Genomic DNA, 25,937 nt, shown 5'->3' on the forward strand with positions numbered 1-25,937 from the left:
GCTAATTTTTGAAAGTAGGTTTAATGAGTCAAAGAAACTTTAAAATTATTTTAGGTTAAATGAATGGTATAAATTAAAAATAGTTGTAAAAGAGGATGAAAAAATAGCAGAGGTTTCATCATCCGATGTTGCCACTGCTGAAGGGTACTCCATTAAAATGTATCCAAGAATTAATTAACCCTTGGGTGGAAAGTTATCTTTACCATAAGTGTTTTTTAAATTGATTTGGCCATTTTTCTTTTGACCAATTAATTCTGAGTGCTGATTTTTGGCGATATCCTTTGCAAAATTTATGGCATCCGATTTGTTATCAAATAACTTTGTAGCTTTACTATTGCCCTCTCCTTTAACTTTCCATCCCTTAGTAGTGGGTGATACCCATTGATTTTTTCCAGACATAAACTGTCTCCTTAAAATATATTTTGAATAACACATTCATTCGTCCAGGGGGGGATAAAGTAATGTGAAATTCAATAATAATATTTTATAAAATATATTTATTTATGTCAATATATTGTATGGAACTTAAGTTCGCATACAACATAGAGTGTGGAATGCATAGAATAATTGAATACAAGTATTTTAAATGTTCCTCTGATAAATATTGTTGCTATCATAAATAGTAATATAAAGATTCCAACTATTGGATGAGTGATTAAGATTGCTGATGCGTTGTAGATTGGTTTAGATGTGATAAAAATGATTAACAGTGTTGTGTTGATAGAACGACTGAAAAGAAATCTATAATTATGATATACGATTAATGGGCAGTTTAATTTAGTGTTAAAAAATCCCTTTCGCTATAATTATAAAAGGCTACCAACCGAATTATAATGCGAAAGGGATTTTTTATGTCTAAATCAAATGACGATATTAGTTTAGCATACACAGGATGGATATTCATTATTTCAAAATAGCAGTTGCTAAGGCTTGTTGAATCAAGGTGATGTTTTTATCTTTTCGAAATTGTAAGACTTGGGCCGGTTCCACAGCTCCAGAAATCCAAATTTTTAACTCAGCATCCAAGTCGAAATGACCCGAAGTCTCAACTGAGAATCTAGAAATACTTTTATATGGAAAAGTTTTATAATCAGATTTTTTGCCGGTGACGCCTTGTTTATCGACCACGATTAATCGAAGGTCAGTGAATACGACTAGATCACGAACTAATGTGAATGCTAAATCCACCTCTTCATTAGGAATTAGAACATCCTGTAATTGGCGCCTAACAGAATCATGATTAACTTCAGTTGCGTTGCCGATTAATCCATTGAATAAACCCATTTACTAGCCCTCCTTATTTGCTTGATAAATCAATTATTCTACATTTACGGGGATGAAAGCAAATGTAATTTGTGGGGGTTTTGTGGGACAAAAATATAATTCGCGTTATTAGATGTTTTTATGGAAAACAAAAAAGCCATAAACTCAACGTTTATAGCTTTTTTAATCATAGAATATAAGAAGATTTGGTTCAAAATCACCCGTATGGGAATCGAACCCATAACTCCACCTTGAGAGGGTGGCGTCTTAAACCATTTGACCAACGGGCAAATTTAACAACAAACACAATTTTACCTGTAATTAGGGTTCGCTGTCAATATGGTTTTTCAAATATTTTTATCTTTTGTTTTAATTATTAAAATGTAGATCATCATACCAATCAAGATAATCGTATAAATCGCACTGATAAGGCCGGCATACTCCATGATGATCCAACCAGTCACACGGGCAGTAGCTATTAGTAGCATTGATAAGACACCAAACATGACTACCTTACGAAGTAAGCTCTGATAAATCTCGTTGAATTTTTTTTGGTTCTTGTTCATTGTAAAATCACTCCGAGAAAATTATTCAAAAAGTGAACGGTAATATTGGCTTTAATATTTTTAGTACGATAGTAGACACCCGCTAGCACGACACCTAATAAAATTTTTGAGAGAGCGTAAAACCAGTCGGTACCGGGACCAAACGGTGCGTGAATGTAACCAAAAATTATACCACTGACAATAATTGCTACTAAAGGGCGGTCAACAAAGAACCAATTCATAAACAATCCTCGAAAAATTATTTCTTCCAAAATCGGTGCGACGATGAGACTGAAGAAAATTAAAATTGCCATATTATTTTGACCAATTAATTCGAGTGCTTCGACGTTAGAATTAGTTGGTTTCATGAATGGTAAGGTTGCGTAATTTACTAATGTGACTAAGATCAAGGCGACAATGATGACTAGCCAAGTTTTCTTAGTAAATTTTTGCGTAGGAAAGATCTGAACTTTTTTGAAAACAAAAATAATTATGGTAGCCGCAACAATTAGTAATATAATAGTTACAACTGGCGCTATTTTTGTATAAGATTGATAATGTGACCCTAGTTGCTTTTTGGTCAAAGTTAGAACACTTAATGGAAGTTGTTCCAGTATAAATAGAAGTAAAAAGGCTATAATATGAGATATGGTTTTTATAGGTTGATAATTATTCTTGGATTTATTCATTAAGAAACCACCTTTTCTGGGATAATTATTAGAATTTTTTGAGAATAAGTGTTTTAATACTATAATGCTATGTGAGTTTTTAAAGGGAGTGAATAGATGCTAAAGATTGCTCGAGGTAGGATCAATATGTGGCAAGTTCTTGCGGCGGTCATTTTTATGATTTTCCAAGTTATTGCCACATTGTATATCCCGAATCTAACATCCGATATTGTTAATAAAGGTGTTATTACGGGTGATACTGATTTTATTATACATGCCGGAATCCAAATGGTCGTCGTGTCATTAATTAGTTTTGTTGCCGCTTTTGGTAACGTATTGATGGCTTCACAAGCGTCTCAAGGATTAGGTAGAAAATTAAGATCCGATTTATTTAAAAAGGTTTTATATTTCACACACGATGAATTTGATAAGTTTGAAACTTCATCACTGACAACTAGAACTACTAACGATGTTGTGCAAATTCAAAATGTGATGATCATGATGTTAAGAATGATGATCATGGCACCGATTATGTTGATTGGTGCGAGTTTCATGGCATATCAAAAGAATGCTGAAATGACAAAAATTTTCTTGATCTCAATTCCTATTTTGCTAGTTTTAGTGGCTGGTGTCATGTATTTTGCTGTGCCACTTTTCAAAGCTATGCAAAAGAAAACTGATCGTTTGAATTTGGTCTTTCGTGAAGGATTAACCGGAGTTCGTGTTATTCGTGCCTTTAGACAAGATAAATTTGAACAAACTCGTTTCAATGATGCTAACCAAGATTATACCAATAATGCGATTAAAGTTTTCAGTATTGTGGCTTTGATGTTCCCAATCGTAACTTTGATCATGAGTGGAACTAACGTTGGTATCACATGGTTAGGGGCACATTATATTGCTAATCAGTCAATGCAAATTGGTAATATGATTGCCTTTATGACTTATGCTATGCAAATTTTGATGAGTTTTATGATCTTATCAATGGTCTTTGTCTTCGTACCACGTGCTTCAGCTTCAGCCGCTCGTATTCAGGAAGTTTTTGAAACTAAGAGTCGAATTGATGTTATTGCTAAGCCAGCTAAGGTTAAAGATGAACCGGCTTTGAGTTTTAATGATGTCAACTTTAGATATCATGGTGCTGAAAAGTTGGCCTTGTCAAATTTGAATTTCAATATGAAGAAAGGCCAAACTTTAGCTATTATCGGTGGTACTGGTTCTGGTAAGAGTACTTTGATCAATTTGATTCCACGTTTTTACGATGCTGAAACGGGTGTTGTTAGCTTGAATGGAACCGATGTCAAAGCTTTAAATACCGAAGATATTAACCATAAAGTGGCGATGGTTCCCCAAAAAGCTTATTTGTTTAAGGGAACTATTCGTGACAATATGCGTTACGGAAAAGATGACGCGACCGATGACGAAATTTGGCATGCTCTAGAAGTTGCTCAAGCAGCTGACTTTGTTAGTGAACTCGACGGCAAGTTGGATGCACCTGTTGAACAAGGTGGCGAGAACTTCTCTGGTGGTCAAAAACAACGTTTGGCAATTGCTCGTGCCTTGGTTAAAGACGCTTCAATTTATGTCTTTGATGATTCATTCTCTGCACTTGATTTCAAGACTGACTTGAATCTAAGAACAGCTTTAAAGAATGATGAGAAAATTAGTCAGAGTGTTGTTGTTATTGTCGGGCAACGTATCTCAACAGTTGCTGATGCCGATGCAATCGTTGTGCTAGATGATGGTAAGATGGTCGGTTTAGGAACTCACGCCGAACTAAAAGAAAACAATAAGACTTACCAAGAAATAATTGAGTCTCAATTAAAGGAGGGTAAGTAATGGCTGAGAAAAAATCACAATCACCTTCTGTCGGACATGGTCCTGGTAATCATGGTCCTAATGTTGTTGTTAAACCTAAGAATTTCTGGAAGACGACTGGACGTTTGGCAAAATACATGTCTACTTACGTCTTCGGAATCATCTTTGTTTTGGTTTTGGCAATCGCTTCAGCCATTTTCCAAATTAAGACTCCTAAAATCTTAGGTGAGGCGACAACTGAAATTTATAAAGGTTTGATGACCGGTGTTGCTCAACAAAAAGCCGGAATTGAAATCAATGGTCTACCAATCAACTTTGGTAAGATCGAACACATAATATTTATTGTAATTTTGATGTACGTCGCTTCAGCGGCCTTCAACTTCATTCAACAATTTGTCATGACACGTATTTCGCAAAATACTGTTTACAAATTAAGACGTGATTTGAAGTCAAAGATGCAACGTTTACCAATCGTTTATTACGATTCACATTCAAACGGTGATATCATGTCACGTGCTATCAATGATATGGATAATATTGCCGGAACGCTGCAACAAAGTTTGACACAATTCGTTACTAGTACAGTTACTTTTGTCGGTGTGATTTGGATGATGCTGACAATCAGTTGGAAAATGACTTTGATTGCTTTAGCAACCGTTCCTTTGAGTTTGATCGTAGTCGGAATCATCGCTCCACAATCACAAAAGTTTTTCAAGCGTCAACAAAATTCGCTTGGTCTTTTGAATAACCAAGTTGAAGAAAACTATGCTGGACACGTGGTTGTTAAGAGTTTTAACCATGAACAAGATTCTATCGACGATTTCGAAAAAGAAAATACTAAATTGTACAAGGCTTCCTGGAAAGCACAAATGATTTCTGGTATTGTCATGCCTTTGATGATCTTCATCAACAATTTGGGATACGTTTTAGTTGCCATTTACGGTGGTATTCAAGTTGCTAATGGTCGAGTTTCCTTAGGTAATATCCAAGCTTTCTTACAATACATGAATCAATTCTCACAACCAATTTCACAATTGGCTAACTTGACGAATACAATTCAAGCTACGATTGCTTCTGCAGAACGTGTTTTCGAAATTTTGGATGAACCTGAAATGGAAAACGAAAAAGTTGATGTACCTGATGTTCAAACTGATGATAAGGTCACGCTTGAACATGTTAAATTTGGTTATGAACACAAGCCAATTTTACTTGAGGATTACAACTTGAATGTCAAACCTGGCCAGATGATAGCTATCGTTGGACCAACTGGTGCTGGTAAGACGACTATCATTAACTTGTTGGAACGCTTCTACGATGTTAAAGGCGGTTCAATTAAGCTTGAAGGAAAAGATATTCGCAATATGACTCGTGAACAAGTCAGAAGTCACTACGCAATGGTGCTTCAAGATACTTGGTTGTTCACCGGTTCAATATACGACAACTTGAAGTACAGTCGTGAAGATGCTACTAAGGATGAAATTATTGAAGCTGCTAAGGCAGCCCATGTGGATAACTTTGTTCGTCAATTGCCAAAGGGATATGACACAGTCTTAAATGAAGAGGCTTCAAATATTTCTCAAGGACAACGTCAGTTGATCACGATTGCACGGGCCTTTGTAGCTGATCCTGAAATTCTGATTTTGGATGAAGCTACTAGTTCAGTTGATACAAGAACTGAATTACACATTCAACATGCAATGGAGCGACTATTGAAGAATCGAACTAGTTTCGTGGTTGCTCATCGACTTTCAACAATTCAAAATGCTGACAAGATCATCGTGATGAACCATGGTTCAATCGTTGAAACAGGTAATCACAATGAATTGATGGCTAAGAACGGCTTTTATGCTGATCTTTATAATTCTCAATTTGCAGGTAATGTTACTGAATAAGAAATGGGATATAATTAGGGCGTGTTTTTAAACACGTTCTTTTTTTATCTAAAAATGGGAGTAGTTCAGATGGCAAATTTTGAAGAAACAACTGCACAGATTATTGATTTAGTAAATAAGCAAGTCGTACCAGGAGTTAGTTTTGGCTTTATAAATTCCGCTCAGACGAGCCGATTTGTCTATGGCAATAAACAGTGGGTGCCTGAAATAAAACCGCTTAAAGGCGACGAATTACACGATTTAGCCTCATTAACGAAGGTGATGGGGACTGTTCCGTTGATTTTACAAATGGTTGATCAAAAAATGATCAGTTTAGACGATCCTGTACAAAAATACTTACCAAAATTTAGCGATGATCGGGTCAAACTATTTCATTTGATTACCCATACCTCAGGAATCAAAGGCTATATTCCTAATCGGGATGCTTTAAATTGTCAACAATTGATCGATGCCTTATTGAAATTACCAGTTACCGATACATTTGATAAAAAAGTCGTTTACACCGATACCGGTTTGATTTTTTTAGGACTGATCATCGAACAATTTTATAAAATGCCAGTCCAAGATGCGATTATGAAATACGTGGTTAAACCGATGGGACTAAAAGATGCCACCTTTGAGCCGGACCCTGAGTGCTGTGTACCAACTTACCCAGTTAACAACAAGATGCTGTTTGGTATTCCTAATGATCCTAAAGCTCGTCAATTAGGGAAACACTGTGGATCAGCAGGGATGTTTGCTACACTAGATGACGTTTTAAAATTTGCTGGTGAAATGTTAAAACCAGACAAAGAATTTCTTTACCATAATTACACCAAGTTAAATCCTGGCCGCTCACTTGGATGGGACATTAAACCCGACGGGTCTGGGCATGTGATTTTTCACACTGGTTATACAGGCGAGTTTTTAGCAGTGGATTATCAACATCAAACTGCCATGGTAGTCATGACCAACCGAGTTCATCCGCATCAGTATAATCAAATTTTCTTAGAGCGAAGAGAAACAATTCTGAATAAGTTTTTAGAAGAGAGTAAATAAAATTATTACTATAAATTTTGAAGAGATAATGTTCTTTTTAAATTGTTTGCAAAATTAAAAAGAAGCTGTACTAATGAATTTACTAATCATTAGTGCAGCTTCTTTGTTTAGTTTTGAGTTAGAACGAATAAATAATAGAATTTCTATTTAGTCTGGAGCAACAAACGCGATTTGGCTCAAATGTGAAATTTCAGTTAGTGCTTTAGCACTTACTGAAAGGACGAGCTTGGAAATGCCGCGTACTTTGCGGTAGTTTCAAGTCGTGCCCACATTGTTCCAGCCAAAATCGAGTTTGTTGCGGAAGACGGCACTTTATACTGACCAATTGCCTATTTTTGTTTGATATAACCCTTGTCCATTAAAGTCTTACGAAGGCTTAACATGGCAGTGTAAGTAGCCAAAACATAAATTTTTTCTGTTGGAATATTTGGAATTTCTTTGACGAAATCTTCTATTTCAACCGTTTCGATATTCTTCTTCATATCTAAGCCAGCAATCTTGAAACGATAAGTAACATCTTTGACGCGCTTACCACCAGTGATAACTAATGGCAATTTTTGATAGTCAAAATCTTCAAAGTTTGCGTCCCAGATCCAACTGGTATCGATTCCGTCAGCGTAGTTGGCATTCAATAAGAAGGCCAACGTGTAGGGATCTTTGTCACTGAGGACTGTTTCGATAACTTGGTTTAAACCAACTGGATTCTTAACCAAAATGATATTGACGTCTTTACCATCGACATTGATAGTTTCTTGACGGCCAAAGACTTTCTCGTCATAGTTGAAAGCTTTTCTGATTTGTTCAATGCTGATACCTAGTTCTGAAGCGACGGCATAGGCTGCTAGTGCATTGTAGACATTATATTTTCCACCGATATTCATTGTAAATTCATTGCCATCGATGTTAAAAACAGTTTTGTTAGGAAGCAACGTTGAAATGTTAGTTACCTCATATTTCAACTCACCACGTTTGAAATTGCAGTTAGGACAGAAGTAGCTTCCGAGATTAGCGTAGGAAATCATATGATAGTGCATGATGTGATTGCACTTAGGGCAGAGGACGCCGTCAGTGTTAGTTGGCGCTTTGAAATCTTCAGTTTCGTGGCCTTTGTCAGAGAAACCATAGTTGATAACTTTGTTAGGAAGCTCTTTTGAAGCGAAAATTGCTGCATCGCCGTTAGCAATGATAGTAGCGTCTGGTGCAAGTTTAATTCCGTCGAGGATTTTTTGATAGGTTGTATAAATTTCCCCGTAACGATCCATTTGATCACGGAAGATATTCGTTAAAACAAAGTACTTTGGTTTGATGTACTTGCAAATGATTGGCACATTAGCTTCGTCAACTTCTAAGACTGCCAAAGGACGTTTGCTTTTTTTGTGATGTGTCACGAAACTAGTTACGATTCCTTGAATCATGTTAGAACCAGTTGGGTTAGTTAAAACGTCATCATATTTTTGAACCAACATCTTGTTGATCAATGAAGTCGTCAAGGTTTTACCATTCGTACCCGTTACGATGATCAAATCATAACCTTTACCAAGACTTTTCAAAATATCAGGATCAATCTTATAAGCAATTTTTCCGGGGTATGATGAACCACCGTTGAAAAATTTACTCAAAATAAAATAAGATGTTTTTCCTGTAAGTGTTGCTATACCTGATTTAAATGTCATTTCTAAAACCCCAAATTGAATTAATTAAAACAATATTATCATACCTAAAGAGTATTTTATCTGTTTTTGATTGAAAATGAAAAATGTTTGTTATGTTCAAGAGCAAGTTTTTTCGTTATAATTTTGAAGGACAATATTTTGGAGGCGTAAAGTTGGCTCAATTATTTTTTAAATACGGTGCTATGAATAGTGGAAAATCGATTGAGATTTTGAAAGTAGCCCATAACTATGAAGAACAAGGTAAGTCGGTTATCTTGATGACGAGTATTTTAGATACCCGTTCAGGTACTGGTAAGATCGTAAGTCGCATGGGATTGACACGTCCGGCGATTGCTTTGCAAAAAGATTCAAATGTTTTTGAAATCGTGAAGAAAGAAAATCCGAATGCATCTTGTGTTTTGATTGACGAATGTGAATTCATGAGTAAAGAACAAGTCTTACAAGCAACACAAGTAGTTGATGAATTAGGAATTCCTGTGATGGCTTTTGGATTGAAGAATGATTTTCGCAATGAATTATTTGAGGGAACTAAATATTTATTGTTGTATGCAGATAAGTTAGAAGAAATGAAGACTATCTGTTGGTTCTGTACAAAAAAAGCTACAATGAATATGCGTATGGCAAATGGTATGCCGGTTTACGAAGGTGACCAAATTTCAATTGGTGGCAATGAAATGTATTACCCAGTCTGCCGTCGTCATTATAACCACCCTCCAATGTTAGAAAATAAATAGAAGAAAGGATTGTTAAATTGGATAAAATATTTGAACAATTAGAAACCTTGCTAGATCGTTACAGCGAATTGCAAGAATTAATGAGTGATCCAGAAGTTATCAACGATACTAAGCGCTACATGGCTTATTCTAAAGAAGAAGCTGACATGCGTGACGTCGTGGCTGCCTTCAAGCGTTACAAAGAGTTAAAAAAGAGTATCAGTGATAGTGATGAAATTTTACGTGAAACTGATGACCCTGAAATGACCGAGATGGCCAAAGATGAAATGGAATCGTCAAAAAAGGAATTGGATGAAGTCGAACATCAAATCACGCTATTGATGCTCCCTAAGGATCCTAATGACGATAAAAATATTATTATGGAGATTCGTGGTGCCGCTGGTGGGGATGAAGCTAGTTTGTTCGCCGCTGATCTTTTGACAATGTACAGTAAGTATGCTGAAAAACAAGGCTGGACTTTTGACATCATCGATGAAACTGACACTGAAGTTGGTGGCTATAAAGATGTTGCTGTCATGATTACTGGTGACAGTGTCTATTCGAAGTTGAAGTATGAGAATGGGGCTCATCGTGTGCAAAGAATCCCTGCTACTGAGTCTCAAGGTCGTGTCCACACATCAACTGCTACTGTTGCAGTTATGCCTGAATATGACGAAGTAGATATTGATATTGACCCTAAAGATATTCGGACGGATGTTTATCGTTCATCTGGTGCTGGTGGACAACATATCAATAAAACCTCTTCAGCTGTTCGTATGACACATATCCCAACTGGTATCGTTGTCGCTATGCAAGATCAACGTTCACAACAACAAAACCGTCAAAAAGCTATGCAAATTTTGAAGTCTCGTGTTTATGACTACTATGAATCACAAAATCAAAATGAATACGATGAACAACGTAAATCTGCTGTTGGTACTGGGGATCGTTCTGAACGTATCAGAACATACAACTATCCACAAAACCGTGTAACTGACCATCGAATCGGTTTATCACTGAATAAATTGGATCGAATTATGAATGGTGACCTCGAAGAAATCATCGATGCGTTAATCGTTGATGATCAAACTAAGAAGTTGGAGCAAATTCAAAGTGGAGAAGCTAAGCTATTCTAATGCCCTGAAAAGGGCTTTTTTAATGTTAAAGAAGGAAAATAAATTTCCTGAAGATGCACAATACTTGATGGAAGAACTGAGTGGCTTTAACTACACCCAATTGCAATTGCACCGTAATGAAGAAGTTCCTAGTGATATTTTGAGAAAATTTCGACAAGGTGTAATTAAATTAGGAATGGATGTACCAGTTCACTACATTCTTGGTTATGCATATTTTATGAATCGTAGTTTTACTGTCAATGAGAATGTTTTGATTCCACGTCTTGATACAGAAGAGATGGTGCAAAAAATTATTGATGAACACGGTCCCACAAAAAAGAATATTTGTGATATTGGGACTGGTTCTGGAATCATTGCCATTACTTTAATGTTGAATTTCCCTGAAGATGAGATTTTGGCGACTGATATTTCACCTGAAGCTTTAAAGGTAGCAGAATTAAACGCCGATAATTATCAAACTGAGAATCTGTTTTTCTTGGAAAGTGATTTGTTTAAAAACGTCAAACCACAGAAATTTGACATCATCGTTTCGAATCCACCTTACATCGCAGAAAGTGAAAAAAAGGACATGGATCCGAGCGTAATTAAATTTGAACCGGATTTGGCTTTATATGGAAGCGATAATGGTTTAGAATTCTATGAGAATATCGTTAAGGTAGTTGACGATTATCTTGCTGATGATGGAATTTTGTATATGGAATTTGGATTTAGACAAAAAGATGCGATAAATAAAATTTTTTGTGATAATTTACCCAATTATGTTGTAGAATTTCATAAAGATATGAGTGGTAACTACCGATATCTAAAGGCTAAAAAGGAGATGTAGTATTTGGAAACTGAAATACTCAAGAGTACACAGATTCAAGAAGCTGCGGATTATTTAGCCGATGGACAGTTAGTGGCTTTCCCCACAGAAACTGTTTATGGGCTAGGAGCCGACGCAACAAGACCTGATGTAGTCAAAGAGGTTTATGCTGCAAAAGGACGTCCAAGCGACAATCCTTTGATTGTGCATGTCTTTGGACCTGAGATGGTTTGGGAATATGCAGACAATAGTTATAAGCCATTAGCGGAAAAATTGATGAAAGCTTTTTGGCCGGGTCCCTTGACAATAATCATGCCGATCCAACCGGGAAAACTTTCCAAAGCAGTTACTGGCGGCTTAACGACGGCAGCTTTTCGTATGCCAAACAATCAGGCAACGTTAGACCTAATCAAGACTTTTGGCAAACCAATTGTTGGTCCATCTGCTAATACTAGTGGAAAACCAAGTCCAACCTTGGCCAAACACGTCTATCATGACTTGCACGGAAAGATTGCGGCTATCTTGGATGATGGTCCAACAAAACTTGGAGTCGAGTCGACAGTGATTGATTTATCTGTTGATGTACCAACAATTTTACGTCCTGGGATGATAACAGTTGATGATTTATTAAAAGTCATAGATAATGTCAATAGTGATCATCACAAGGTTAAGGCCGGTGAGGTTCCAAAGGCACCAGGAATGAAGTATAAACACTATGCACCAAGTGCCCAAGTTGTAATCGTTGACGATAAAAAAGATTTTGCGAAGGCAATTTCCGAATTTCGTCAAAAGGACGGTTCACTGGGAGTCATGGCAGTCGATGATGTACTTAAAGATGTCCCAAGTGATGTTTTGACTTATTCACTCGGTGAGGATATCTTCAGTGCTTCTAGAGACTTATTTGCCGGACTACGTCAACTAGATCTTGATGGAGTGAAATTCATTCTTGCTCAAGGCTTTCCTAATGCTGATCATGGAGAAGCTTATAGCAATCGCTTAGACAAATCAGCTGGTAATACACATTATAAAAACTAAGGAGACACAAAATGTCTAAATTTACAGTATTGAACCACCCTTTGATCCAACATAAATTAACAATCATTAGAAACAAAAACACTGGTACAAAAGTGTTCCGTGAAGTTGCTAATGAAATCGGTGAATTGATGGTATACGAAATTACTAGAGATTTGCCATTGAAAGACGTTGTCGTTGAAACACCAATGGGCAAGTCAACTCAAAAAGTACTTGCTGGTAAGAAATTAGCCGTTATTCCTATCCTTCGTGCCGGATTGGGAATGGTTGATGGTGTCTTGGAATTAATTCCAGCTGCTAAGGTCGGTCATATCGGTATGTACCGTGATGAAAAAACTTTGAAACCACATGAATACTTTGTTAAATTGCCTAGTGACATTGACCAACGTGAACTATTTATCGTTGATCCAATGTTAGCAACTGGTGGTTCAGCTAATATGGCAATCGATGCTTTGAAGAAACGTGGAGCAAAACATATGCGTTTAGTTGTCCTTGTAGCCGCTCCAGAAGGTGTTAAAGCCGTTCAAGAAGCACATCCAGATGTTGACATTTATGCTGCCTCACTAGATGAAAAGATTACAGACAGTGGATATATCTTCCCAGGATTAGGTGATGCTGGTGATAGATTATTTGGGACAAAATAAAGATTTCATTGTTTGAATATATATAATTTAGTGTTATTATTTTGTGGTATCAATTGTTTTCAATAAGCGAAGAAAGGAGGGTTATTATTGGATGATAAGTATAAGTTTATTGATTTCTTAGGGTTAAGATTCAATGTTGCAAATGACTTATCAGTTCTTATCTCTGCAATCCTCGTTTTCATTTTGGTATTTGCATTATCCCGCAAGATCACAATGAGACCAGGTAAAGCACAGAATGTACTCGAATGGATGATTGATTTTACTAATGGGATTGTAAAATCGGCAATGCCTGATGGATCTGGTAGACGCTTTAATCTTTATGCGTTTGTATTATTCCTGTTTATCTTTGTTTCTAACCAATTAGGATTAATATTCCAAGTAAAGGTCGACGGTTTCACATATGTTAAATCACCAACAACCAATCCGTTGATAACAATGGGACTTGCTACGGTTTCACTGTTACTTTCACACTATTATGCTGTGAAGAAGTTTGGTTTTGGTAATTACTTAGGTAACTATGCTAGGCCGGTAAGTTTCTTACTACCAATTAACCTTCTGGAAGAATTTACAAACTTCCTAACATTGTCTCTACGTCTTTACGGTAATATATTTGCCGGTGAAGTACTTCTAGGACTTATTGGAACTGTTGCAAAAAGTTTTGGTGCTGTGACATTTATCGCAGCAATACCATTAGCCATGGTATGGCAAGGCTTTTCTGTATTTATTGGAGCCATCCAAGCGTATGTATTTACCACATTGTCTATGGTTTATATTTCACGTAAACTGGAAAAAGAATAACTTTTATTGGAGGATTTTAAATTATGAAAGATATTGCGGCAGCTCTTGCAGCTGGTATCGCTGCTCTTGGAGCATCAATCGGTAACGGACTTGTTATTTCAAAAACTCTTGAAGGTATGGCCCGTCAACCAGAAGTAGCTGATAAATTAAGAGGAACAATGTTCATTGGTGTTGGTCTTATTGAAGCTGTTCCTATCATTGCTATCGCTATTGCGTTCGTTATTCTTTTCGTTTAATACATACAATTTTTTGGCGATAAAAAATCGCCTTTTTATATGTATCTATTTGAAAGGAAGGAGTGAAGAATATTGGCAGGTTTATTAGTTCTCGGAGCTGGCAAGATAGCTTTGGGTGACATGCTTTTCATTCTTGTTTCTTTCATCATTTTGGCACTCGCTGTTAAGCACTTTGCTTGGGGTCCAGTTACAAAAATGATGGATGCCAGATCTGAAAAGATTACTGGTGATCTTGATTATGCGGATCAAGAGCGTGCTCGTGCCAAAAAGTTGGCAACAGAACGTGAAAATGCATTAAAGAATTCACGTGCTGAAGCAGTCGGAATTGTTAATAAGGCAAAAGAAAGTGGTGAGACTCAAAAGAAGTCCATCCTATCTGACGCCCATAGCGAAGCTGAAGAAGTAAGACAAAGAGCTAGATCCGATGCACAAAAGGCTAAACAAGATGCTATGGCAGGCGCACAAAAAGACATAGCAAACTTGTCTTTGGAAATTGCTTCGAAAGTTATTTCTAAAGAACTTAATGCGGACGATCAAAAGTCACTAATCGACTCTTATATTAAGGAGTTGACGGTAAATGAGTCTAAGTAAAAAACAAGTGGGAAAACGTTACAGTAAGGCACTTTTAGAAGTTGCCCAAGAACAAAATTCTGTAGAAGAAATGCTTGAAGATTTAAAAATCCTAAAGCAAGTTTATGAAGAGAATCCCGGTCTAGGGTTTGCTCTTGCAGGACGTTCTATTTCTCGCACTGAAAAGCTAAAGATCTTAGACACATTGAAGAGCAAATTCAGCACTTTAATGCAAGATTTCCTTGGTTTAGTCTTTGATAACAATCGTATGGACTGTGTTTCAGAAATTGCCGATGCTTTTATTGAAAAGTATGACGAGACAAACGGCATCGTTGAAGCTACAGTTACGACTGCAATCGATTTAGACGAAGCTCAAGAAGAAAATCTGAAGTCAGTGATCAAAAACAGATTTTCAGTAAATGAAGTAAATTTAACGAAAATAGTTGATTCAAAAATCATCGGTGGCGTTGTGATCCGTGTTGGAGATCAAGTCGTTGACGGTAGTGTTGTTAAGAGATTTAACGACATTAAGAAGTCACTATTAGTTAATAATTAAGTCGAGGTGAAAAGAATGAGCATCAAAACTGAAGAGATTAGTTCGCTGATCAAAGAACAGTTAAAGAACTATAAAAATGAACTCTCAGTTGATGAAGTAGGTACAGTTACATACGTCGGTGATGGTATTGCTCGTGCTAACGGCCTTGAAAATGCTATGGCTAGTGAATTACTAGAATTCCAAGACGGTACTTTTGGTGTGGCTCAAAACCTTGAAAGTGATGATGTTGGTATTATCATTTTAGGTAATTACGATAAAATTCGTGAAGGCGATACTGTTAAAAGAACAGGTCGTATCATGGAAGTCCCTGTTGGTGATGCAATGGTTGGACGTGTCGTTAATTCATTGGGTCAACCAGTTGATGGTCTTGGTGAAATCAAGACTGACAAAACAAGACCTATCGAATCACCTGCACCCGGTGTTATGCAACGTAAGTCAGTTTTCGAACCTCTACAAACAGGTTTGAAAGCCGTTGACTCTCTTGTTCCTATTGGTCGTGGTCAACGTGAGTTGATCATTGGTGACCGTAAAACTGGTAAAACATCAATTGCCATCGATACTATTCTTAATCAAAAAGATCAAGATATGATTTGTATCTATGTCGCAATTGGACAAAAGGAATCAACAATTAGAGCCCAAGTTGAAACCTTGAGAAAGCATGGCGCAATGGATTACACAATCGTTGTTGAAGCTGGTCCAAGTCAACCAGCACCTATGCTTTATTTCGCACCATATTCTGGTGCCGCAATGGGTGAATATTTCATGTACAATGGTAAGCACGTTTTGATCGTCTATGATGATTTAAGCAAGCAAGCCAATGCCTACCGTGAAATTTCGCTATTGCTTCGTAGACCACCTGGGCGTGAAGCATATCCTGGTGATGTTTTCTACTTACATTCACGTTTACTAGAACGTGCTGCTAAGTTGAGTGACGATTTAGGTGGCGGTTCAATGACTGCTCTACCTATCGTCGAAACACAAGCCGGTGATGTGTCAGCCTATATTCCAACTAACGTTATTTCTATCACTGATGGACAGATTTTCTTGAGTAGTGATATGTTCCACTCAGGTTCACGTCCAGCTATTGATGCTGGTACATCTGTTTCTCGTGTTGGTGGGGATGCCCAAATTAAGGCTATGAAGAAAGTTGCTGGTACTTTACGTCTAGATCTTTCTTCATATCATGAATTGGAATCATTTGCACAATTTGGTTCAGATCTTGATGAAGCTACAAAGGCAAAACTAGATCGTGGTCGTCGTACTGAGGAAGTTCTAAAACAACCCGTACACTCACCAGTTCCTGTTCAAAAACAAGTTTTGATTTTGTTTGCTTTGACAAGAGGTTATTTGGACGAAATTAACGTTGATGATATTAAAGAATATGAAGCTTCACTTTCTGAATATTTTGACGCAAATCACGCTGATCTATTACAAACAATCAAAGAAAAAGGTACATTACCTGATGAAGACACATTGAAGTCAGCTGTAAGTGAGTTTACACAAAACTTTGTTGCTTCAAAGTCTGATGCAGATAGTAAGCAAGACAATAAATAATACTGGAGGTTTGAATAATGGCTGAGTCCCTTATGGATATTAAAAGAAGAATTTCTTCTACTAAGAAAACCGGTCAAATTACAAAGGCTATGCAAATGGTCTCTGGTGCTAAACTCTCTCGTATTGAAAAGAAGTCTATTGCTTATCAATTGTATGAAAAAAAGGTTGAAGCTATTGTTAGACATTTAACAGCGGCTGATGTGTTCAAAGAATTATCAATTTCTGATGATTCAACTGATCCGCTAAGTCTCAATAGTCTTCTTAAAGTTCGTGAAGTCAAGAAGACTGCCTACGTCGTTATTACTAGTGACCGTGGTCTTGTTGGTGGATACAATAGTAATATTTTAAAAGCAATGATGGATCTTTTCCAAAAGAAATATCATGGTGATAAAAGTAAATTTACTATCATTTCCCTAGGTGCCACTGGTACTGCTTTCTTCAAAGCACGTGGTTTCGATATTGCTTATGAATACACAGGTTTGCCTGATATTCCAACAGTTGAAGATATCACACCAATCATGAAGACAATGTTGCAAATGTATCAAGCAGAGTTGTTTGACGAAATTGATATTTGTCATAATCATCACGTCAATTCATTAGTTTCTAATTTTACAACTCAAAAACTTTTGCCATTGACCGAACCTGATGACGTTACCGCTGAAGAACAACAAGTAGCTAGTGAATACATCACTGAACCAAACCCTAAAGCAGTTTTATCTGCAATTGTGCCTCAATATATTGAGTGTTTAGTTTTAGGAGCAATGATGGATGCAAAAACAGCAGAGCATGCCGCTTCTGTAACTGCTATGAAGAGTGCTTCTGATAATGCTGATGATCTTATTTCAAGTTTGTCACTACATTACAACCGTGCTCGTCAAGCTCAAATCACTACAGAAATCACCGAAATCATCGGTGGAGCTGCTGCACTAGAATAGTTTAGAAAGGAGCCAAATAATGAGTAGCAAAGGTAAAGTTATTCAGGTAATCGGACCTGTTGTCGATGTTGAGTTTGCCATTGATGGTGACTTACCAGAAATTAACGACGCGCTAAAAGTTAAGAAAAATGACGGTTCGGAAATTACCCTTGAAGTTGCTCTAGAACTAGGTGATGGCGCCTTGCGTGCTATTTCCATGAGTTCTACTGATGGACTTCAAAGAGGTGCTGAAGTTATTAACACTGCCGGTCCAATTTCTGTACCTGTTGGTAAAGAAACATTGGGTCGTGTGTTTAACGTTTTAGGTGAATCAATTGATGGGGGCAAGGAATTTCCTGCTGATTTCCCAAGAAATAGTATTCACAGACAAGCACCTGCTTATGATCAATTAAATACATCAACAGAAATTCTTGAAACAGGAATCAAAGTTATCGACCTTCTCGAACCTTACGTTCGTGGTGGTAAAGTTGGTTTGTTCGGTGGTGCCGGTGTTGGTAAAACCGTTTTGATTCAAGAGTTAATTCACAATATCGCCGAAGAGCATGGTGGTATTTCAGTATTTACTGGTGTTGGTGAAAGAACACGTGAAGGTAATGACCTTTATTATGAAATGAAGGAATCCGGTGTTCTATCTAAGACAGCCATGGTTTATGGTCAAATGAACGAATCACCTGGTGCTCGTATGCGTGTTGCCTTAACAGGTTTGACAATTGCTGAGTACTTCCGTGATGTTGAAGGACAAGATGTTCTATTGTTTATCGATAACATCTTTAGATTTACACAAGCTGGTTCTGAAGTTTCAGCCTTGCTTGGTCGTATGCCTTCAGCCGTTGGTTATCAACCAACATTGGCTACAGAAATGGGTCAATTGCAAGAAAGAATCACTTCAACTAAGAAGGGTTCAATCACATCAATTCAAGCCGTTTATGTTCCTGCCGATGATTATACTGATCCTGCTCCAGCTACAACTTTCGCTCACTTGGATGCTACAACTAACTTGGAACGTAGATTGACACAACAAGGTATCTATCCAGCCGTTGATCCACTAGCTTCATCATCAGTTGCTCTTGACCCAGATGTTATTGGACAAGAACACTACAATGTTGCTACAGAGGTTCAAGAGGTTCTTCAAAGATATCACGAACTACAAGATATTATTTCTATCTTGGGTATGGACGAATTGTCTGATGAAGAAAAAACTGTTGTTGCTCGTGCAAGACGTATTCAATTCTTCTTGTCACAAAACTTCAGTGTTGCTGAACAATTTACTGGTGTCCCAGGATCTTATGTTCCAGTTGAAGAAACTGTTAAAGACTTCCGCGCTATCTTAGACGGTAAATACGATGATGTTCCAGAAGATGCCTTCAATGGTGTTGGTGGAATTGATGATGTAATTGCTAAGGCTAAGAAGATGGGCTGGCAACCAGCTGATGGTCAAGCAGAAGACGACAATGAAGCAGTCGCTAATTAACAGAAGGAGGAAATAATATGCCTGGAAATGTTATAAAGGTCAATATTGTTACTCCTGATGGTGTTGTCTATGATCATCACACAAATCTCGTTGTTTTGAGTACTATCGATGGTGAAATTGGTGTCATGGCTCACCATGCTCCAATTATCGCTCCATTGATCATTGATGAAGTTCGTGTTCGTCGTGTCGATAAGCCTCACCACGAAGACTCAATTGCCGTTAATGGCGGATTCTTGGAGTTTAGTAATGGTCTAGTTTCAATCGTAGCTAATAGTGCCGAAAGAGCTAGAGATATTGATTTAAGACGTGCTAAGTATGCTAAGCAAAAAGCTGAAAAGACTATCAAAGTTGCTGAAGAGAAACACAACGTTGATGATTTGGCTCGTGCTCAAGTATCCTTACGTAAAGCTATTAATAGAATTAACGTAAGTTCACATCGTAATTAATATAAAAAAGACTGAGGAGACTCAGTCTTTTTTTATTCGCTTAAATTAATTTAAAGTATTGGTATTAAGCCCCAATTTTCCTTGTTAAAATGTTAATATCTAAAAAAGTGAGGTTTATAAAATGACAAATCTAGGAATAAATGCAATAATTACGCTTGTAAGCCATATTATCTTTATCTGGATAAGCTTTAATTTACTACAGGTAGTCGATTGGAAAAAGATATATAACAAAACCAATCCTAAAATGTTACAATTACTTGTAGCGTTTCTTGCAATCGCTCTTGGTTATACTGTAAGCTCTTTTTTCATGAGTATTTTTAGTCTAGTCCAGAATATAGCCTTGCTTTTTTAAATGATTCCAGGTTTTGGAGGAGAATATTGTGCAACAAATAATCGTAAATGGACCTACGCAATTAAAGGGAAATGTAAGAATTGAAGGTGCCAAGAATGCTGCCTTACCGATCTTAGCAGCGACTATCTTAGCATCTAAGGGTAAAACCTCCTTAACAAATATCCCTCCGTTATCAGATGTAATTACAATGTCAAAAGTTTTAAAAGCTTTGGATGCCAAAGTTTCATATGATGAATTTGATGAAGTTTTAACGGTAGATACTAGTGAAGGAACATCTACTACAGCTCCTGAAGAACTTGTCGATAAGATGCGTGCTTCAATTGTTGTCTTAGGTCCTTTGTTGGCTAGAAATAAGGAAGCCCACGTTGCGATGCCTGGTGGCTGTGCAATTGGTTCTAGACCTATTGATTTGCATATTAAAGGTCTTGAAGCAATGGGTGCCAGATTCAATCAAAATGGTGGCTTTATTGATGCCAAAACTGAAGGGTTACATGGTGCAAACATTTATCTAGATTTCCCAAGTGTTGGTGCTACTCAAAATATTATGATGGCGGCTACGTTAGCTGATGGTGAAACCGTTATCGACAACGCTGCCAGAGAACCAGAAATTGTTGATTTAGCGAACGTCTTAAGTAAAATGGGTGCAGAAGTTACTGGAGCAGGTACTAATACTGTGAAGATTCGTGGCGTTGAAAGTTTACATGGTTGTGAACATTCAATTATGCAAGACCGTATTGAAGCCGGAACATTCATGGTAGCAGCTGCTGTAACAAACGGTGATATCTTTATCAAGGATGCCGTTGCAGCCCACAATCGTCCTCTTATTTCGAAATTAATTGAAATGGGTGTAGGAATCGATGAAACTGATGAAGGTATCAGAGTTTTAGGTACCAATCAATTGAAACCGGTTGATGTCAAAACAATGCCACACCCTGGTTTCCCAACTGACATGCAAGCTCAAATGACTTTAGCTCAATTGTTAAGCGTTGGAACTACTGTAATGACAGAAACAGTGTTTGAAAACAGATTTATGCATTTCCCTGAATTCGGAAAAATGAAGGCTGATTATAAAATTGAAGGTAATTCAGTAATTATGTTCGGTCCTGCACAATTAAGTGGTGCCAATGTTGCTGCAACTGATTTACGTGCAGCTGCTGCACTTGTTTTAGCAGGATTGGTTGCTGAAGGCGAGACAAGAGTTTCTAACCTTCAATATTTAGATCGTGGATATTACCACTTCACTGAGAAATTAAGAAACTTAGGCGCAAACATTAGACGTGTTGCTGTCGATGAGTCCGGTCGAGAAAGTTTAGTATTGGATACAATACCAAGTATTACGAAATTGGCTTAAACTTAGTTTAAGGAAGTGGAATTTCCACTTCTTTTTTTATTGGCAATTTAATGATTGAGCTGGTTATGATATACTTTTTGTGTTTAGATTTTGGAGGATTACGTATGTCGAAATATCTAGGAATTGATTTGGGTACAGCAAATGTACTTATTGATGTAAAAGGCGAGGGAATTGTGCTTAATGAACCCTCTGTCGTAGCAATTAATACGAATAATAACGATGTCGTAGCCGTTGGTAAAGATGCTTACATGATGGTTGGTAGAACACCAGCAAATATTAAAGCTATTCGTCCTTTAAAAGATGGCGTGATAGCTGACTTTGATATTACTGAGAAAATGCTTCAATATTTTATTGATAAATTAAATATGAGAAGCCGCTTTTCAAAGCCTACTATTATGATCTGTGCACCAACTAACGTTACGCCAGTCGAGCAAAAGTCTATTATTGAAGCCGCTGAACAAGCTGGTGGAGGTAAAGTCTATTTGCAATTAGAACCAAAAGTTGCAGCCGTTGGTGCTGGACTTGATATCTTTAAACCACAAGGAAACATGGTTATTGATATCGGTGGTGGTACGAGTGATATCGCCGTTATTTCAATGGGAGATATCGTTACGAGTCGCTCGTTGCGTTTTGCGGGTGATAAGATGACTAGTGCGATTCAAGCTTATGTAAAGCAGAATCATGCTTTGATCATTGGTGAAAGAACCGCTGAACAAATTAAGATGGAAATTGGTTGTGTAATGGATGCTGACGAAAATAAGACTTTCTCAGCTAGCGGAATTGATATTGTAACTGGTTTACCAAAGGAAATTACGATCAATGAAGTTGAAGTCCAAAAAGCATTGGCTGATGGAGTGGATCAAATTGTTGAAGCTGCTAAAAATGTTTTGGAGCAAACTCCTCCAGAATTATCAGGTGATATAATTGATCGTGGTATCATGTTAACTGGTGGTGGCTCATTGTTGAGAAATCTTGACAAGTTGCTGTCTGATAAGTTGCAGGTACCAGTTTTATTGACAGATAGCCCACTTGACTCTGTTGCACTAGGTACTGGTGTTTTGCTAGAAAATATTGAAAAACATAAGAAATACTAGGGTAAATTATGAAAAGAGATTTTGGTAAAGAATATCGTCATGATATTTTTAGAAAAATTGGTTGGGTACTATTATTAATGTTAATATTTTTAGTTTTGGGTATGTTGATTGGTTCTACACTAGGTGGATCAAATCCATTGGCGGTCTTATGGCCTGGTACATGGATGCATATGTTCGACTTTTTGAGGTAATATGCTAAAAAAAATTTTAATTGGAATCGTCAGATTCTATCAAAAATTCATATCACCTGTATTGCCACCTAGTTGTCGATACTACCCAACGTGTTCGACTTACTTTATTGATGCGGTAAAAAAGCACGGTGGAATTTTAGGTACTGTCATGGGGATTGCAAGAATATTACGTTGTAATCCCTTTGTACGTGGTGGGGTAGATCCCGTACCAGATAATTTCACTATTTTTAGAAATCCTCATCCGGAAAAATATGAAGATGAAATTATTGCAAAAAAATTTCATAACAAAGAATAGGAAAGATTCAATGTCTAGAAGAAAAAAAGCAGTTGAAATAAATTTAAAAGATATCAGTAGTGATCCTGAAACTTATGAACTTTGGGATGGCAAACATTATATCGGCACAATCAAGAAAGATGCAGACCGTTACTTGTCATTTGTTGAGAGCAACGATACTCCTTTTAAGTCTGTAAAATTTGATGATGCGATTAATGAACTGTTGATGCAATACAATTTACATAATCATTAATAGGTGTAGGTATGCAAATAAGAAATGAAAAGAAAAATAATGATGTGGATTCAAGAATTGATTATGGGATAATCTTTTCGGTCATGATGTTAGCCATCATTGGTTTAATGTCGATTTATGTCGCCACGATTCAAGATTCACAGAATCCGTTGCGAAATGTTATCTCACAATTGGCTTGGTATGTCTTAGGAGCAATTATCATCGTCATAATTATGCAGTTTGATGCTGAACAATTATGGCAAGTCGCGACGATTGCTTACTTTTTTGGACTGGCGTTACTGGTTTTGGTTTTAATCTTTTATAGTCGAGCCTATGCAGCAAATACTGGTGCAAAAAGTTGGTTCGCTATCGGGTCATTTACGTTCCAGCCGTCTGAGGTGATGAAGCCGGCCTTTATTTTGATGCTAGGGAAAGTTATTACGAATCATAATAGTGAGTACTCACATACGATCAAAAACGACTTCATGTTGCTTGGAAAGCTCCTCTTGTGGACATTACCAGTCATGGTCTTGTTGAAATTGCAAAATGACTTTGGTACGATTTTGGTCTTCGTGGCAATTCTTGGCGGTATGATTTTAGTTTCCGGAATTGACTGGCGGATTCTTTTAATTGGATTCCTCATTGTGGCTGTCGTGGGTGGAACTGCCCTCTTATTTGCGACGACTGATTGGGGACGTCAAATCCTAGGAAACTTTGGTTTCAGATCATATCAATTTGCTCGAATTGATAGTTGGCGTAATCCCTCAGCTGATACGACTGAGAATGGTTATCAGATTTGGCAGAATATGAAGGCAATTGGGTCAGGGCAATTGTTTGGTAAAGGGTTCAACGTATCTAATGTATATGTTCCGGTCCGGGAATCAGATATGATTTTCTCCGTGATTGGTGAAAACTTTGGATTCGTTGGTTCTTGCGTTTTGATTTTGTTGTACTTCTTATTAATTTATCAAATGGTTCAAGTAACATTTGATACTAAGAATGAATTTTATGCCTATGTTTCAACTGGCGTAATCATGATGATTTTGTTCCACGTTTTTGAAAATATTGGTATGAGTGTTGGACTTTTACCGTTGACAGGTATTCCGTTGCCATTTATCTCTCAAGGTGGATCCGCTTTGTTAGGTAATATGATTGGTATAGGTTTGATTATGTCGATGAGATTCCATCACAAGAGTTATATGTTTGAAAATGGTACTTTTAAGCAAAGGTAGGAATTAATTATGAGTGATAAGAAAAATTATTATTGGGTAAAAAAGGGTGAGCATACGACACGTATAGGTCTAACAAAAGAGGCTCAAGAGACTTTAGGCGATGTCAAATATGTTGAACTACCTGATCTAGATTCTGAAATCAAACAAGGCGAATCGAGTGGAGAAATTGAAGCTCAAAAAGCTGTTGTGGAGCTAGAATCCCCAGTTAGCGGCAAGATCGTCAAGGTGAACGATAAATTAAATGATAATCCTGAATTATTAAATGGTACCGAAAAAGACGCTTGGTTCTTTGAAGTAAATAATTAAATTTTTAAAATTTATCTTTTTATCGCTGCATATTTCTTGCAACATTTTTTAATAACTGTTTAAATTATCCTTGGAATTAATAAATGAATGGGGATAGTTTAGAATGAAAATCTTAGGTGAAAAAATTCGCCACTACAGAAAACTCAGAGGTATTTCTCAATCTGAGTTAGCTGATGGCATTTGCACACAGGCAACTGTCAGCCTGATTGAAAAAAAAGACAAGATTCCAAGTATGGAAATATTGGTTCGCATTTGTGAGAGACTGGGTATCACAATGAACCTTGTTATCGTCAATGACGATAGTCAGATTTATTCAATAATTAGTGACATCAAAAAGTCATTTTATCAAGATGATTTTGCTGGAATTAGTGATAAACTGGGTAAGCTTAAAAACATCAACGTTAATAACAAACAAGAAATTAAGCTAATTCACTTCTTCCACGGCTTGATTGAATATGTCACTAACAAGAATTACGACAAGGCGATTTTTGATTTCAATCGCGCTATGAACGTGAACATTGCTAATGTTGACATGTATGACATCTTAATTGATGTCTTCACAGCTAAGGCATACATCAATAAGAAATCTGTTGATGAAGCTAGAGTTTATTATGATCAAGCTAAAGACTTGATTAAATCTAGTTTGGATAAGATCGGTGATGAAAATTACCATGACAGTATTTTGATTTATGCTAATATGTCTGATTTGTCCTTGAGATTAGAAGATAATCAAAAGGCCATTGAATATGCAAATGAAGGTATCTTCATTGCTAGAAAAGAACAGACATTATTCAAGCTTGATGAGATGTACTGTTACTTAGCTGATGCTGGTACTCGCGTTGGTCAAAAGACTGATGAAGATTACATTAAAGCATATGTGATTTCAAGTATTAGTGAAAATAAACAAGTTTTTGAAAAATTAAAATCTAAAGTAAAAGATATGCATTTGAATATCTTTTAAATAAAAATAATTTATTAATTTCCAAAAAAAAGGAGTTTGGGACAAAAGTCCTAGATGACAAAAATAAGGTCCAGAAATCCTAATGATTTCTGGACCTTATTTCTATATACTAGTAAAGAAACGTCTTCAGTCGTTTCACCGCCAAGTAAAA

30 protein-coding genes and 1 tRNA gene are annotated in these 25,937 nt (G+C 36.9%); 25 read left to right on the top strand and 6 right to left on the bottom strand.

Annotated features, from left to right (window positions below; genetic code table 11):
• Positions 1-174 precede the first annotated feature (174 nt).
• The 5 genes from EGT49_RS02075 to EGT49_RS02095 form a co-directional block, all read right to left on the bottom strand.
• The gene (locus tag EGT49_RS02075; RefSeq protein WP_135371299.1) at positions 175-399 is read right to left on the bottom strand and encodes a DUF2188 domain-containing protein; all 225 of its coding nucleotides are present in this window, start codon (positions 397-399) and stop codon (positions 175-177) included.
• Positions 400-903: 504 nt separating this feature from the next.
• On the bottom strand, positions 904-1,284 hold the full coding sequence (locus EGT49_RS02080; RefSeq protein WP_135371300.1) for a PH domain-containing protein: 381 nt from the start codon (positions 1,282-1,284) through the stop codon (positions 904-906).
• 196 nt (positions 1,285-1,480) lie between these two features.
• A tRNA-Glu gene (locus tag EGT49_RS02085) sits at positions 1,481-1,553 on the bottom strand.
• 57 nt (positions 1,554-1,610) lie between these two features.
• Complete coding sequence (locus tag EGT49_RS02090) at positions 1,611-1,829, bottom strand: hypothetical protein (protein ID WP_135371301.1); 219 nt, start codon at positions 1,827-1,829, stop codon at positions 1,611-1,613.
• Complete coding sequence (locus tag EGT49_RS02095) at positions 1,826-2,497, bottom strand: CPBP family intramembrane glutamic endopeptidase (protein WP_135371302.1); 672 nt, start codon at positions 2,495-2,497, stop codon at positions 1,826-1,828. The genes EGT49_RS02090 and EGT49_RS02095 overlap by 4 nt, the downstream gene beginning before the upstream one ends.
• Positions 2,498-2,593: 96 nt before the next feature.
• Between EGT49_RS02095 and EGT49_RS02100 the strand changes: the two genes are divergently transcribed.
• From EGT49_RS02100 to EGT49_RS02110, 3 genes are all read left to right on the top strand, one after another.
• Positions 2,594-4,315: an ABC transporter ATP-binding protein gene (locus EGT49_RS02100; RefSeq protein WP_135371303.1), complete on the top strand. Its 1,722-nt coding sequence runs from the start codon at positions 2,594-2,596 to the stop codon at positions 4,313-4,315.
• Complete coding sequence (locus tag EGT49_RS02105; RefSeq protein ID WP_135371304.1) at positions 4,315-6,186, top strand: ABC transporter ATP-binding protein; 1,872 nt, start codon at positions 4,315-4,317, stop codon at positions 6,184-6,186. The genes EGT49_RS02100 and EGT49_RS02105 overlap by 1 nt, the downstream gene beginning before the upstream one ends.
• 69 nt (positions 6,187-6,255) lie before the next feature.
• Complete coding sequence (locus EGT49_RS02110; protein ID WP_135371305.1) at positions 6,256-7,224, top strand: serine hydrolase domain-containing protein; 969 nt, start codon at positions 6,256-6,258, stop codon at positions 7,222-7,224.
• A gap of 329 nt (positions 7,225-7,553) precedes the next feature.
• Here EGT49_RS02110 and EGT49_RS02115 read toward each other — a convergent pair whose 3' ends face one another.
• Positions 7,554-8,897 carry a Mur ligase family protein gene (locus tag EGT49_RS02115; RefSeq protein ID WP_135371306.1) on the bottom strand — a complete coding sequence of 448 codons (1,344 nt, stop codon included), beginning with the start codon at positions 8,895-8,897 and terminating at the stop codon, positions 7,554-7,556.
• Between the two features lie 152 nt (positions 8,898-9,049).
• Between EGT49_RS02115 and EGT49_RS02120 the strand changes: the two genes are divergently transcribed.
• The 22 genes from EGT49_RS02120 to EGT49_RS02225 all read left to right on the top strand — a co-directional run bounded on the left by EGT49_RS02120 (position 9,050) and on the right by EGT49_RS02225 (position 25,786).
• Positions 9,050-9,631 (top strand): thymidine kinase, encoded by a 582-nt coding sequence (locus EGT49_RS02120; RefSeq protein ID WP_135371307.1) that lies wholly within the window; start codon positions 9,050-9,052, stop codon positions 9,629-9,631.
• A 17-nt stretch (positions 9,632-9,648) separates the two neighbouring features.
• Entirely contained in the window at positions 9,649-10,746 is a 1,098-nt protein-coding gene (prfA, locus tag EGT49_RS02125) for a peptide chain release factor 1 (protein ID WP_135371308.1), read from the top strand.
• On the top strand, positions 10,691-11,572 hold the full coding sequence (prmC, locus tag EGT49_RS02130; RefSeq protein WP_135371309.1) for a peptide chain release factor N(5)-glutamine methyltransferase: 882 nt from the start codon (positions 10,691-10,693) through the stop codon (positions 11,570-11,572). Before prfA ends, prmC begins: the two co-directional genes overlap by 56 nt.
• 3 nt (positions 11,573-11,575) lie before the next feature.
• Entirely contained in the window at positions 11,576-12,586 is a 1,011-nt protein-coding gene (locus EGT49_RS02135; RefSeq protein ID WP_135371310.1) for an L-threonylcarbamoyladenylate synthase, read from the top strand.
• Between the two features lie 11 nt (positions 12,587-12,597).
• Positions 12,598-13,227 carry a uracil phosphoribosyltransferase gene (gene upp, locus EGT49_RS02140; protein WP_135371311.1) on the top strand — a complete coding sequence of 210 codons (630 nt, stop codon included), beginning with the start codon at positions 12,598-12,600 and terminating at the stop codon, positions 13,225-13,227.
• 87 nt (positions 13,228-13,314) lie between these two features.
• Positions 13,315-14,025, top strand: coding sequence for a F0F1 ATP synthase subunit A (gene atpB / locus EGT49_RS02145; protein ID WP_135371312.1), 711 nt, complete (start codon positions 13,315-13,317; stop codon positions 14,023-14,025).
• A 23-nt stretch (positions 14,026-14,048) separates the two neighbouring features.
• Complete coding sequence (atpE, locus tag EGT49_RS02150) at positions 14,049-14,261, top strand: F0F1 ATP synthase subunit C (RefSeq protein WP_010020175.1); 213 nt, start codon at positions 14,049-14,051, stop codon at positions 14,259-14,261.
• Positions 14,262-14,330: 69 nt separating this feature from the next.
• Positions 14,331-14,852: a F0F1 ATP synthase subunit B gene (atpF, locus tag EGT49_RS02155; protein ID WP_425456243.1), complete on the top strand. Its 522-nt coding sequence runs from the start codon at positions 14,331-14,333 to the stop codon at positions 14,850-14,852.
• Entirely contained in the window at positions 14,839-15,387 is a 549-nt protein-coding gene (locus EGT49_RS02160; RefSeq protein ID WP_135371313.1) for a F0F1 ATP synthase subunit delta, read from the top strand. The genes atpF and EGT49_RS02160 overlap by 14 nt, the downstream gene beginning before the upstream one ends.
• Positions 15,388-15,402: 15 nt before the next feature.
• Positions 15,403-16,941: a F0F1 ATP synthase subunit alpha gene (atpA, locus tag EGT49_RS02165; RefSeq protein ID WP_135371314.1), complete on the top strand. Its 1,539-nt coding sequence runs from the start codon at positions 15,403-15,405 to the stop codon at positions 16,939-16,941.
• A gap of 17 nt (positions 16,942-16,958) precedes the next feature.
• Entirely contained in the window at positions 16,959-17,876 is a 918-nt protein-coding gene (locus tag EGT49_RS02170) for a F0F1 ATP synthase subunit gamma (RefSeq protein ID WP_135371315.1), read from the top strand.
• 19 nt (positions 17,877-17,895) lie between these two features.
• Positions 17,896-19,347, top strand: coding sequence for a F0F1 ATP synthase subunit beta (gene atpD / locus EGT49_RS02175; RefSeq protein WP_425456242.1), 1,452 nt, complete (start codon positions 17,896-17,898; stop codon positions 19,345-19,347).
• A 17-nt stretch (positions 19,348-19,364) separates the two neighbouring features.
• The gene (locus EGT49_RS02180; protein ID WP_135371317.1) at positions 19,365-19,793 is read left to right on the top strand and encodes a F0F1 ATP synthase subunit epsilon; all 429 of its coding nucleotides are present in this window, start codon (positions 19,365-19,367) and stop codon (positions 19,791-19,793) included.
• 121 nt (positions 19,794-19,914) lie between these two features.
• Entirely contained in the window at positions 19,915-20,145 is a 231-nt protein-coding gene (locus EGT49_RS02185) for a DUF1146 family protein (RefSeq protein WP_135371318.1), read from the top strand.
• Between the two features lie 28 nt (positions 20,146-20,173).
• Entirely contained in the window at positions 20,174-21,496 is a 1,323-nt protein-coding gene (murA, locus tag EGT49_RS02190) for a UDP-N-acetylglucosamine 1-carboxyvinyltransferase (protein ID WP_135371319.1), read from the top strand.
• Between the two features lie 104 nt (positions 21,497-21,600).
• Positions 21,601-22,590, top strand: a complete 990-nt coding sequence (gene mreB, locus EGT49_RS02195; RefSeq protein ID WP_135371320.1) for a rod shape-determining protein — start codon at positions 21,601-21,603, stop codon at positions 22,588-22,590.
• 8 nt (positions 22,591-22,598) lie between these two features.
• Positions 22,599-22,781, top strand: a complete 183-nt coding sequence (locus tag EGT49_RS02200) for a DNA-directed RNA polymerase subunit beta (RefSeq protein ID WP_135371321.1) — start codon at positions 22,599-22,601, stop codon at positions 22,779-22,781.
• Position 22,782: 1 nt separating this feature from the next.
• Entirely contained in the window at positions 22,783-23,076 is a 294-nt protein-coding gene (gene yidD / locus EGT49_RS02205) for a membrane protein insertion efficiency factor YidD (protein WP_135371322.1), read from the top strand.
• A gap of 10 nt (positions 23,077-23,086) precedes the next feature.
• Positions 23,087-23,308 (top strand): DUF2969 family protein, encoded by a 222-nt coding sequence (locus EGT49_RS02210; protein ID WP_135371323.1) that lies wholly within the window; start codon positions 23,087-23,089, stop codon positions 23,306-23,308.
• An 11-nt stretch (positions 23,309-23,319) separates the two neighbouring features.
• Entirely contained in the window at positions 23,320-24,519 is a 1,200-nt protein-coding gene (locus EGT49_RS02215; RefSeq protein WP_135371324.1) for an FtsW/RodA/SpoVE family cell cycle protein, read from the top strand.
• Between the two features lie 9 nt (positions 24,520-24,528).
• Entirely contained in the window at positions 24,529-24,825 is a 297-nt protein-coding gene (locus EGT49_RS02220; RefSeq protein ID WP_135371325.1) for a glycine cleavage system H family protein, read from the top strand.
• Positions 24,826-24,928: 103 nt separating this feature from the next.
• Positions 24,929-25,786 (top strand): helix-turn-helix transcriptional regulator, encoded by an 858-nt coding sequence (locus EGT49_RS02225; protein ID WP_135371326.1) that lies wholly within the window; start codon positions 24,929-24,931, stop codon positions 25,784-25,786.
• Positions 25,787-25,937: the final 151 nt, after the last annotated feature.

It is taken from the genome of Companilactobacillus suantsaicola (assembly GCF_004745525.1).
GTDB classification, from domain to species: domain Bacteria; phylum Bacillota; class Bacilli; order Lactobacillales; family Lactobacillaceae; genus Companilactobacillus; species Companilactobacillus suantsaicola.

Coding starts and splice junctions, on each gene's coding strand:
- mreB (WP_135371320.1), top strand. CDS start 21,601: ATGTCGAAATATCTAGGAATTGATTTGGGTACAGCAAATGTACTTATT.
- EGT49_RS02090 (WP_135371301.1), bottom strand. CDS start 1,829: ATGAACAAGAACCAAAAAAAATTCAACGAGATTTATCAGAGCTTACTT.
- prmC (WP_135371309.1), top strand. CDS start 10,691: ATGATCAAACTAAGAAGTTGGAGCAAATTCAAAGTGGAGAAGCTAAGC.
- EGT49_RS02080 (WP_135371300.1), bottom strand. CDS start 1,284: ATGGGTTTATTCAATGGATTAATCGGCAACGCAACTGAAGTTAATCAT.
- atpD (WP_425456242.1), top strand. CDS start 17,896: ATGAGTAGCAAAGGTAAAGTTATTCAGGTAATCGGACCTGTTGTCGAT.
- EGT49_RS02180 (WP_135371317.1), top strand. CDS start 19,365: ATGCCTGGAAATGTTATAAAGGTCAATATTGTTACTCCTGATGGTGTT.
- EGT49_RS02200 (WP_135371321.1), top strand. CDS start 22,599: ATGAAAAGAGATTTTGGTAAAGAATATCGTCATGATATTTTTAGAAAA.
- atpE (WP_010020175.1), top strand. CDS start 14,049: ATGAAAGATATTGCGGCAGCTCTTGCAGCTGGTATCGCTGCTCTTGGA.
- EGT49_RS02160 (WP_135371313.1), top strand. CDS start 14,839: ATGAGTCTAAGTAAAAAACAAGTGGGAAAACGTTACAGTAAGGCACTT.
- EGT49_RS02215 (WP_135371324.1), top strand. CDS start 23,320: ATGCAAATAAGAAATGAAAAGAAAAATAATGATGTGGATTCAAGAATT.
- EGT49_RS02115 (WP_135371306.1), bottom strand. CDS start 8,897: ATGACATTTAAATCAGGTATAGCAACACTTACAGGAAAAACATCTTAT.
- upp (WP_135371311.1), top strand. CDS start 12,598: ATGTCTAAATTTACAGTATTGAACCACCCTTTGATCCAACATAAATTA.
- EGT49_RS02095 (WP_135371302.1), bottom strand. CDS start 2,497: ATGAATAAATCCAAGAATAATTATCAACCTATAAAAACCATATCTCAT.
- EGT49_RS02210 (WP_135371323.1), top strand. CDS start 23,087: ATGTCTAGAAGAAAAAAAGCAGTTGAAATAAATTTAAAAGATATCAGT.
- EGT49_RS02105 (WP_135371304.1), top strand. CDS start 4,315: ATGGCTGAGAAAAAATCACAATCACCTTCTGTCGGACATGGTCCTGGT.
- EGT49_RS02110 (WP_135371305.1), top strand. CDS start 6,256: ATGGCAAATTTTGAAGAAACAACTGCACAGATTATTGATTTAGTAAAT.
- EGT49_RS02075 (WP_135371299.1), bottom strand. CDS start 399: ATGTCTGGAAAAAATCAATGGGTATCACCCACTACTAAGGGATGGAAA.
- EGT49_RS02185 (WP_135371318.1), top strand. CDS start 19,915: ATGACAAATCTAGGAATAAATGCAATAATTACGCTTGTAAGCCATATT.
- EGT49_RS02225 (WP_135371326.1), top strand. CDS start 24,929: ATGAAAATCTTAGGTGAAAAAATTCGCCACTACAGAAAACTCAGAGGT.
- yidD (WP_135371322.1), top strand. CDS start 22,783: ATGCTAAAAAAAATTTTAATTGGAATCGTCAGATTCTATCAAAAATTC.
- atpA (WP_135371314.1), top strand. CDS start 15,403: ATGAGCATCAAAACTGAAGAGATTAGTTCGCTGATCAAAGAACAGTTA.
- EGT49_RS02220 (WP_135371325.1), top strand. CDS start 24,529: ATGAGTGATAAGAAAAATTATTATTGGGTAAAAAAGGGTGAGCATACG.
- EGT49_RS02100 (WP_135371303.1), top strand. CDS start 2,594: ATGCTAAAGATTGCTCGAGGTAGGATCAATATGTGGCAAGTTCTTGCG.
- EGT49_RS02170 (WP_135371315.1), top strand. CDS start 16,959: ATGGCTGAGTCCCTTATGGATATTAAAAGAAGAATTTCTTCTACTAAG.